The organism is Parasutterella secunda, from assembly GCF_024733725.1.
Lineage (GTDB): Bacteria > Pseudomonadota > Gammaproteobacteria > Burkholderiales > Burkholderiaceae_F > Aphodousia > Aphodousia faecalis.
In genome coordinates this window covers 38,139-48,297 of the sequence record NZ_JANRHP010000003.1, presented here as the reverse complement: position 1 = coordinate 48,297, position 10,159 = coordinate 38,139, and the positions used below count along the sequence as shown (strand labels likewise).

Annotated in this window: 7 protein-coding genes; all 7 read left to right on the top strand. The window is 51.5% G+C overall.

Features of this window, described 5'->3' with window-relative positions; translation table 11 throughout:
* The first annotated feature begins 8 nt into the window (after positions 1 to 8).
* The 7 genes from rpoC to rplC all read left to right on the top strand — a co-directional run bounded on the left by rpoC (position 9) and on the right by rplC (position 10,154).
* On the top strand, positions 9 to 4,253 hold the full coding sequence (rpoC, locus tag NW199_RS03730) for a DNA-directed RNA polymerase subunit beta' (protein ID WP_258333659.1): 4,245 nt from the start codon (positions 9 to 11) through the stop codon (positions 4,251 to 4,253).
* A 301-nt stretch (positions 4,254 to 4,554) separates the two neighbouring features.
* Positions 4,555 to 4,932: a 30S ribosomal protein S12 gene (gene rpsL, locus NW199_RS03725; protein ID WP_022472439.1), complete on the top strand. Its 378-nt coding sequence runs from the start codon at positions 4,555 to 4,557 to the stop codon at positions 4,930 to 4,932.
* A gap of 129 nt (positions 4,933 to 5,061) precedes the next feature.
* The gene (gene rpsG / locus NW199_RS03720) at positions 5,062 to 5,532 is read left to right on the top strand and encodes a 30S ribosomal protein S7 (RefSeq protein ID WP_022472440.1); all 471 of its coding nucleotides are present in this window, start codon (positions 5,062 to 5,064) and stop codon (positions 5,530 to 5,532) included.
* 66 nt (positions 5,533 to 5,598) lie between these two features.
* Positions 5,599 to 7,701: an elongation factor G gene (fusA, locus tag NW199_RS03715; protein ID WP_258333658.1), complete on the top strand. Its 2,103-nt coding sequence runs from the start codon at positions 5,599 to 5,601 to the stop codon at positions 7,699 to 7,701.
* 59 nt (positions 7,702 to 7,760) lie between these two features.
* Entirely contained in the window at positions 7,761 to 8,951 is a 1,191-nt protein-coding gene (gene tuf, locus NW199_RS03710; RefSeq protein ID WP_249091705.1) for an elongation factor Tu, read from the top strand.
* Positions 8,952 to 9,059: 108 nt separating this feature from the next.
* Positions 9,060 to 9,371 carry a 30S ribosomal protein S10 gene (gene rpsJ / locus NW199_RS03705; RefSeq protein WP_022472433.1) on the top strand — a complete coding sequence of 104 codons (312 nt, stop codon included), beginning with the start codon at positions 9,060 to 9,062 and terminating at the stop codon, positions 9,369 to 9,371.
* Positions 9,372 to 9,509: 138 nt separating this feature from the next.
* Entirely contained in the window at positions 9,510 to 10,154 is a 645-nt protein-coding gene (gene rplC / locus NW199_RS03700; RefSeq protein WP_022472432.1) for a 50S ribosomal protein L3, read from the top strand.
* Positions 10,155 to 10,159 lie beyond the last annotated feature (5 nt).

Here is a 10,159-nt window from a genome sequence, read left to right as displayed (position 1 = left end):
GAACAGATATGAATCCGCTTATCGATCTGTTTAAGCAATTTAATCAGGACGATCACTTCGACGCGATCAAGATTGGTCTTGCATCGCCGGAGAAGATTCGTTCCTGGTCTTACGGTGAAGTGAAGAAACCGGAGACCATCAACTACCGTACCTTTAAGCCGGAGCGCGACGGTCTGTTCTGTGCCAAGATCTTTGGCCCGGTCAAGGACTATGAGTGCTTGTGCGGTAAATATAAGCGTCTGAAGCACCGCGGTGTTGTTTGCGAAAAGTGCGGTGTTGAAGTCACGTTGTCCAAGGTGCGTCGTGAACGCATGGGTCATATCGAATTGGCAAGCCCTGTTGCCCACATCTGGTTCTTAAAAAGCTTGCCGTCCCGCATGGGTATGGTTTTGGACATCCCCTTGCGTGACATTGAACGTGTGCTTTATTTTGAAGCCTACTGCGTGGTGGATCCGGGCATGACGGATTTGAAGCGCGGTCAGTTGCTCACCGAAGACGAATACCTCGAAAAGGTTGAGCAGTTCGGATCTGACTTCAAGGCCATGATGGGGGCTGAAGCTATTCGTGAAATGCTTCGCACGATTGACGTTGACCACGAAGTCGAAACGCTACGCAAAGAACTCGAAGATACTTCTTCAGATGCCAAGATCAAGAAGTTCTCCAAGCGATTGAAGGTTTTGGAAGGTTTCCAACGTTCTGGCGTTAAGCCTGAATGGATGGTGATGGAAGTTTTGCCGGTGTTGCCGCCGGATCTTCGTCCGTTGGTGCCGTTGGATGGCGGACGCTTTGCTACGTCCGACTTGAACGATTTGTATCGTCGAGTCATCAATCGTAATAACCGTCTGAAACGTTTGCTCGAACTGAAGGCTCCGGACATCATCATTCGCAATGAAAAGCGTATGTTGCAAGAAGCCGTTGACAGCTTGTTGGATAACGGCCGTCGCGGCAAGGCCATGACCGGTCCTTCCAAGCGTCCTTTGAAGTCCTTGGCCGACATGATCAAGGGTAAGAGCGGTCGCTTCCGTCAAAATCTGTTGGGTAAGCGTGTGGACTACTCGGGTCGTTCCGTGATTACGGTGGGTCCGTACCTGCGTCTGCACCAATGCGGTTTGCCGAAGTTGATGGCTTTGGAATTATTCAAGCCCTTCATCTTCAATAAGTTGGAACGTCGTGGTTTGGCCATGACGATCAAAGCCGCCAAGAAGATGGTTGACAATCAAGAGCCGGTTGTTTGGGATATCCTTGAAGAGGTGATTTACGAACACCCGGTGATGCTCAACCGTGCTCCGACGTTGCACCGTTTGGGTATTCAAGCTTTTGAACCGAAGTTGATTGAAGGTAAGGCCATTCAATTGCACCCGCTCGTTTGCGCAGCCTTTAACGCTGACTTCGACGGTGACCAAATGGCCGTTCACGTGCCGCTTTCTTTGGAAGCTCAGTTGGAAGCTCGTACGTTGATGCTTGCTTCCAACAACGTGCTCTTCCCAGCTAACGGCAACCCGTCCATCGTTCCGTCCCAGGACATGGTGCTTGGTCTGTACTACTCCACCCGTGAACGTATCAATGCCATGGGTGAGGGGATGTTCTTTGCCGATGTTGCTGAAGTGCGTCGTGCATTGGACAACAAGAAGATTGAACTTCAAACCCGTTGTACGGTTCGTATCAAAGAATACGAAGTCAATAAGAAGACGGGCGAGAAGACCGAAAAGATCGTCCGCTATGAAACGACAGCTGGCCGTGCTTTGTTGTCCGAAATTTTGCCCGAAGGCATGAGTTTTTCGGAATTGAACCGTACGCTGAAGAAGAAGGAAATCGCCCGCTTAATCAACACCTGCTTCCGCAAGTGCGGTTTGCGTGCGACGGTACTTTTTGCTGACCGTTTGAAGGACCGTGGCTATGCCCTGTCCACCATTGGCGGCTTGTCCATCTGCATTGGCGACATGACGGTTCCTGCTCAGAAGGCTGAATTGATTGCAGCTGCTGAAAAAGAAGTCAAGGAAATTGAAGCTCAGTACGCCTCCGGTTTGGTAACGCAAGGCGAACGCTACAACAAGGTGGTGGATATTTGGGGTCGTACGGCCGATCAAGTCGGTAAGGTGATGATGGAAGAGCTTTCCACGGAACCGGTTGTTGACCGCCATGGCAAGCTCACCAAGCAAGAATCCTTCAATTCCATCTACATGATGGCTGACTCCGGCGCTCGTGGTTCTGCTGCTCAGATTCGTCAGTTGGCCGGTATGCGTGGTTTGATGGCTAAGCCTGATGGCTCCATTATTGAAACCCCGATTACGGCTAACTTCCGTGAAGGCTTGAACGTACTGCAGTACTTTATTTCAACCCACGGTGCTCGTAAGGGTTTGGCTGATACGGCTTTGAAGACGGCAAACTCCGGTTACTTAACTCGTCGTCTCGTTGACGTGACGCAGGACTTGGTCGTCACTGAAGAAGACTGCCACACCACTCAAGGTGTCAGCATGAAGGCCTTGGTTGAAGGTGGTGACGTTATTCAATCGTTGCGTGACCGCGTGTTGGGTCGTGTGACAAGCGCCGATATCGTCAATCCTGAAACGGGGGAAGTCGTTATTGCGGCCGGTACGCTCTTGACCGAAGATGAATGCGACGAAATTGAAAAACTCGGTATTGATGAAGTGATGGTTCGTACGCCACTCACCTGTCAAACCCGTTACGGTTTGTGCGCCAAGTGCTACGGTCGCGATTTGGGTCGTGGCTCCTTGGTGAATGTTGGTGAAGCCGTGGGCGTGATTGCCGCTCAGTCCATCGGTGAACCGGGTACTCAGTTGACAATGCGTACGTTCCACATCGGTGGTGCCGCTAGCCGTGCTGCGGTGGCAAGCTCTGTGGAAGCCAAGGTTAACGGTCAAGTGAGCTACTCCTCGGCGATGCGTTATGTGACGAGCGCCAAGGGCGATCTCGTTGTGATTTCTCGTTCCGGAGAAATCATCATCAGCGATAACGGTCGTGAACGTGAACGCCATAAAGTACCCTACGGTGCAACGTTGCTCGCGAAGCCTGATCAACAAATCAAGGCTGGCGCACAGTTGGCAACCTGGGATCCGATGACCCGTCCGATTATTTCTGAATACAGTGGTACGGTTCAGTTCGAAGGCATCGTTGACAACGTAACTGTGATGAGCCAGACCGACGAAGTGACCGGTTTGTCCAGCCTCGTGGTGATTGACCCGAAACGTTCTACGGCCGGTGGCGCCAAGGGCAAGAAGGGTAGCACGCAAACGTTGCGTCCCGCTGTTCGCTTGCTCGATGAAAACGGCAACGAAGTGAAGATTCCGGGAACGGATCACCGTGTGACGATTCAGTTGCCGGTCGGTGCTTTGATTGTGGTTCGTGACGGTCAAAAGATTGGCCGCGGTGAAGTCTTGGCTCGTATTCCGGTTGAATCGCAAAAGACCCGTGATATTACGGGTGGTTTGCCGCGTGTTGCCGAGTTGTTTGAAGCTCGTTCGCCGAAGGATGCCGGTGTGCTCGCTGAAGTGACGGGTACGGTAACTTTCGGTAAGGAAACTAAGGGCAAACAACGTCTGGTGATTACCGACAATGAAGGTACCGATCACGAATTCTTGATCAGCAAGGATAAGAGCATCCTGGTTCACGATGGTCAAGTGGTTCAAAAGGGTGAAGAAATCGTTGAAGGTCCTGCTGATCCGCACGATATCCTTCGCTTGCTCGGTATCGAAGCATTAGCTCGCTACATTGTCGATGAAGTTCAGGATGTGTACCGTCTGCAGGGCGTGGCCATTAACGACAAGCACATTGAAGTGATTGTTCGTCAGATGTTGCGCCGCGTGAAGATTACGGATCCGGGTGATACGAAGTTCATTCGTGATGAACAGGTGGAACGCTCCGAAATGTTGGATGAAAACGACAAGGCTATTGCGGCTGGTAAGCGTCCGGCATTGTACGAAAACGTCCTCTTGGGTATTACGAAGGCTAGTTTGTCGACAGATTCCTTCATTTCCGCGGCTTCCTTCCAGGAAACCACGCGTGTTCTTACCGAAGCTGCCATCATGGGCAAGAAGGATGAATTGCGCGGCTTGAAGGAAAACGTTATTGTGGGTCGCTTAATTCCTGCCGGTACGGGCTTGGCCTATCACAAGGCTGTAAAGGCTAATGAAGCGGCAGAGGCTGAAGAAGCCTCCGGCTTTAGCTCCACTTTTGCGTCGCAGGAACCTGTTGACGAAGCCATCGTAACTGAAACGGTGACGAAGGAAGAATAAGGTGCATATAGCATCTGCCGGGAGTGTCGAGAGGCACTCCTGAACGAGGACCCGAGGGGCGTTTTTAGAGATTTTTCGCCCACGGGTCTTCCGTGCATTTTCTCTTAAGGTCTTGACAATAAGAGAAAAAAATACGAAAATCTCAGCCTCCCGAAGCTTAAAACTTTCGGACCTCCGATCATTGGCGTGATTTTATGCGTTGATGAAGGGGGTTTTGTGCGTTAGTTTCGGACGTTTTAAAAACCAGCAATTCTGCCTTCCATGCGAGAGCCTGGTTGGAGAATTTTTAATACGGACTTTTATGCCTACCATTAACCAATTAGTGCGTAAGCCCCGTGTGCTCACGCATGATAAAAGCAAGAGCCCCGCGCTCAAGAACTGCCCGCAAAAGCGTGGCGTTTGCACGCGCGTGTACACCACAACCCCGAAGAAGCCGAACTCCGCTTTGCGTAAGGTTGCCAAGGTGCGTTTGACCAACGGCTTTGAGGTCATTTCTTACATCGGTGGTGAAGGCCACAACCTGCAAGAACACAGCGTCGTGTTGATCCGCGGCGGTCGTGTTAAGGACTTGCCTGGTGTGCGTTACCACATCATCCGCGGTTCTTTGGACACCCAAGGTGTTAAGGATCGTAAGCAAGCTCGCTCCAAGTACGGCGCCAAGCGCCCGAAGGCAGCTTAATTCGCGGCGCGTTGTAGCCGTGAACGGTCTGCATCATCCGTTTTAGTGTGATGAAAGGACCGAGTAAGTCGCGATCCTAATTGAGTGATCGCATTGTTTAAGACTGAAGACTACGAAAAGAGGAAAAAAATGCCCCGTCGTCGCGAAGTACCGAAACGTGAAATTTTGCCGGATCCGAAGTTCGGCAGTGTTGAAATCGCCAAATTTGTGAACGTGATCATGCTCGATGGCAAGAAGGCCGTCGCTGAACGCATCGTTTATGGCGCTTTGAGTGAAATTGAAGCCAAGACCGGCAAGGACGCTATGGAAGTGTTCAAGACCGCCCTTGACAATGTCCGCCCGCTCGTGGAAGTCAAGAGCCGTCGTGTTGGTGGTGCCAACTACCAAGTCCCGGTTGAAGTTCGCCCTGTCCGCCGTATGGCTTTGGCCATGCGCTGGTTGCGCGAAGCGGCTAAGAAGCGCGCTGAAAAGTCGATGCCCCAACGCTTAGCTGGTGAGTTGTTGGATGCGGCCGAAGGCCGTGGCGGCGCCATGAAGAAGCGTGACGAAGTTCACCGCATGGCTGAAGCCAACAAGGCTTTCTCTCACTTCCGTTTCTAATTTGATTAACCAGATGCGTTTTCCAATCAACGAGAAAACGCATCGTCTCCAACTAGGGGAAACATAATGGCTCGTACTACTCCGATCTCGCGTTATCGCAACATCGGGATTTCTGCCCACATTGACGCGGGTAAGACCACGACCACTGAACGTATTCTGTTTTATACGGGCGTTACCCATAAGCTCGGTGAAGTGCATGATGGCGCCGCCACCATGGACTGGATGGAACAGGAACAAGAAAAGGGGATTACGATTACGTCTGCTGCTACGACCACTTTCTGGCGTGGCATGGACGGTAAGTTCCCGGAACATCGTTTGAACATCATTGACACCCCGGGGCACGTTGACTTCACCGTTGAAGTGGAACGTTCCATGCGCGTCTTGGACGGTGCCTGCATGGTTTACTGTGCTGTGGGTGGTGTTCAGCCGCAATCTGAAACTGTTTGGCGTCAAGCTAACAAGTATCACGTGCCCCGTTTGGCTTTCGTGAATAAGATGGACCGTACCGGTGCCAACTTCTTCAAAGTGTACGATCAAATGCGCGTACGTTTGAAGGCCAATCCTGTGCCCATCGTGATTCCTATCGGCGCTGAAGATTCCTTCGAAGGCGTTGTTGACCTTTTGAAGATGCGTTCCATCATTTGGGACGAAGCCAGCCAAGGTATGAAGTTCACCTATGGTGACATTCCGGCCGAACTTCAAGCTGACGCCGAAAAGTGGCGTGAGAACATGATCGAAGCCGCTGCCGAAGCCAATGAAGACTTGATGAACAAGTACTTGGAAAACGGCGAATTGAGCGAAGAAGAAATCGTTCAGGGCTTGCGTATCCGCACGATCGCTTGCGAAATTCAACCGATGCTCTGCGGTACGGCCTTTAAGAACAAGGGTGTTCAACGTATGTTGGATGCCGTGGTCCAATTCTTGCCTTCTCCGGTAGACATTCCGCCGGTCAAGGGTGTTGACTTGGATGATAAAGAAGTCACACGTCAAGCCGATGACAATGCTCCGTTCTCTGCATTGGCCTTTAAGATCATGACCGACCCGTATGTTGGTCAGTTGACCTTCTTACGTGTCTATTCCGGCGTGCTCGTTTCCGGTGAAACGGTTTTGAACTCCGTGAAGAACAAGAAAGAACGTATCGGTCGTTTGTTGCAAATGCACGCTAACGAACGTAAGGAAATCAAAGAAGCCGAAGCCGGCGATATCGCTGCTGCTGTGGGCTTGAAAGAAGTGACTTCCGGCGATACGCTCTGCGACATCGCTAACCCGATCATTCTTGAACGCATGGAATTCCCGGAACCTGTGATTTCTCAGGCAGTCGAACCGAAGACCAAGGCTGACCAAGAAAAGATGGGTATCGCATTGAACCGCTTGGCTCAGGAAGACCCGTCCTTCCGTGTTCGCACGGACGAAGAATCGGGTCAAACGATTATTTCCGGTATGGGTGAATTGCACTTGGAAATTTTGGTTGACCGTATGCGTCGTGAATTCAACGTTGAAGCTACGGTTGGTAAACCCCAAGTGGCTTACCGTGAAACGATTCGTTCTACGGTTGAAAACGCTGAATTTAAGTTCGTTAAGCAGTCTGGCGGTCGTGGTCAATACGGTCACGTTGTGCTCAAGCTTGAACCGCAAGAACCTGGCAAGGGCTTTGAATTCGTTGACGCCATTAAGGGCGGTGTAGTGCCTCGTGAATACATTCCTGCCGTTCAAAAGGGTGTGGAAGATACGTTGAAGGCCGGTGTGTTGGCTGGTTATCCGGTGGTGGACGTTAAGGTGACGTTGCACTTCGGTTCCTACCACGAAGTGGACTCCAACGAAAACGCCTTTAAGATGGCTGCCTCCATGGCCTTCAAGGAAGGTATGCGTCGCGCCAACCCGGTTCTGCTTGAACCGATTATGGCTGTTGAAGTTGAAACGCCTGAAGAAAAGATGGGCGATGTGATGGGTGACTTGTCCTCTCGTCGCGGTGTGATCCAAGGTATGGATGATATCGCTGGCGGCGGTAAGGCTATTCGCGCTGAAGTGCCGTTGGCCGAAATGTTCGGCTACGCTACAACGTTGCGTTCTTTGACGCAAGGTCGCGCCACCTACACGATGGAATTTAAGCACTACGCTGAAGCTCCGCGCAATGTTGCTGAAGCAGTTATCGCTGAAAAGACCAAATAAGAGTAGACTTTAAAAGTTATTTCCAATTTAACAAATTACCAATTAAAGGATCCATAGAAATGGCAAAAGGTAAATTTGAACGCACCAAGCCCCACGTGAACGTGGGCACGATCGGTCACGTCGACCATGGTAAGACGACGTTGACGGCAGCAATCACGACGGTATTGGCCGCCAAGTTCGGTGGTGAAGCCCGTGCATATGACCAAATTGACGCGGCTCCGGAAGAAAAGGCCCGTGGTATTACGATTAACACGGCCCACGTTGAATACGAAACGGAACATCGTCACTATGCCCACGTTGACTGCCCGGGGCACGCTGACTATGTGAAGAACATGATCACGGGTGCTGCTCAGATGGACGGTGCAATCTTGGTGGTTTCTGCTGCTGACGGTCCGATGCCGCAAACGCGTGAACACATCTTGTTGGCTCGCCAAGTGGGCGTTCCGTACATCATTGTGTACTTGAACAAGTGCGACATGGTGGACGACGCTGAATTGCTCGAACTCGTGGAAATGGAAGTTCGCGACTTGTTGAGCAACTACAACTTCCCTGGCGACGAAATTCCGATCGTGAAGGGTTCTGCCAAGTTGGCTTTGGAAGGCGACCAATCTGAAATTGGTGTTCCCTCCATCTTGAAGTTGGCTGAAACGATGGACAGCTACATCCCGACGCCGGTGCGTGACGTTGACCATCCGTTCTTGATGCCTGTTGAAGACGTGTTCTCGATCTCCGGTCGTGGCACGGTGGTGACGGGTCGTGTGGAACGCGGTGTGTTGAAGGTTGGCGACGAAATTGAAATCGTCGGTATCCGTCCGACGCAAAAGACGACCTGCACGGGTGTTGAAATGTTCCGTAAGTTGCTCGACCAAGGTCAAGCCGGTGACAACATTGGTGTGTTGTTGCGTGGTACGAAGCGTGAAGAAGTGGAACGTGGTCAAGTGTTGGCTAAGCCGGGCACGATCACGCCGCACACGAAGTTCACGGCTGAAGTGTACGTTTTGAGCAAGGACGAAGGTGGTCGTCACACGCCGTTCTTCAAGGGCTATCGTCCGCAATTCTACTTCCGCACGACGGACGTGACGGGTACGATTGAATTGCCGGAAGGCGTCGAAATGGTGATGCCTGGTGATAACATCACGATGACGGTTCAATTGATCAGCCCGATCGCCATGAACGAAGGCTTGCGTTTCGCTGTTCGTGAAGGTGGTCGTACGGTTGGCGCCGGTGTGGTGGCCAAGATCATCGAATAATTTCAGAAACTTACTTAGTAACTGAAAGTATTTGACAAACAGAGGATGCGGAGGTAAACTCCGCATCCTCTGTTGTTCTTTAGTGTTCTTTTTTAAAGGAAAAACGAAATGCAATCTCAACGCATTCGCATTCGCCTTAAGGCGTTCGATTACAAGCTGATTGATCAATCTGCTCAAGAAATCGTTGACACGGCCAAGCGCACTGGCGCTGTGGTTCGCGGTCCTGTTCCTCTTCCCACCCGCATCCAACGTTTCGATATTTTGCGTTCCCCGCACGTCAACAAGACGAGCCGTGACCAATTCGAAATCCGCACGCATCAACGTTTGATGGACATCATCGATCCGACCGATAAGACGGTTGACGCTTTGATGAAGTTGGATTTGGCTGCCGGCGTGGACGTCGAAATCAAGGTTCAATAATTTTTTGCTATTGACTTGCAAGCTTTTTATTTGCAAGGTACAATCGCGCCTTTCTCGTGGAAAAAAAATATTTTAATTTTTTGACACGATTTTTCTTAAAAATGGTCCCGGCCAATCGTAGCCGGGGTGGAGATAACAATGAGTGAAAAACTCGGCTTAGTCGGTCGTAAGGTCGGCATGACGCGCATCTTTACCGAGGATGGTGAATCCATTCCCGTGACGGTGCTCGAAGTGGCTGGCAACCGTGTCACGCAAGTGAAGACGGAAGAAACCGACGGATACAATGCCATTCAAGTTGCATTCGGCTCTAAGAAGCCGTCTCGCGTGAGCAAGCCGCTCTCCGGTCACTATGCTAAGGCCGGTGTCGAAGCTGGCGAAATGCTCAAAGAGTTCCATATCGATGCTGATAAGCTCGCCGATTTGAAGGTGGGTACCACGTTGTCCGTGGAAATGTTCACGGTTGGCCAAAAGGTTGACGTGACCGGTATCACGATCGGTAAGGGTTTTGCCGGCGCTATCAAGCGTCACCACTTCTCATCCAACCGCGCTTCTCACGGTAACTCCGTTACGACCCGTGCACCGGGTTCTATCGGTAACCGCCAAGATCCGGGCCGTGTGTTCCCCGGTAAGCGTATGGCTGGTCACTTGGGCGATGTGCAACGCACAACGCAAAACCTCGTGGTGGCTCGCGTTGATGTCGAACGTCAATTGTTGCTCGTTCGCGGCGCTGTCCCCGGTGCTAAGGGCGGCAAGGTTATTGTCCGTCCGGCTGTGAAGGCCTAAGGAGC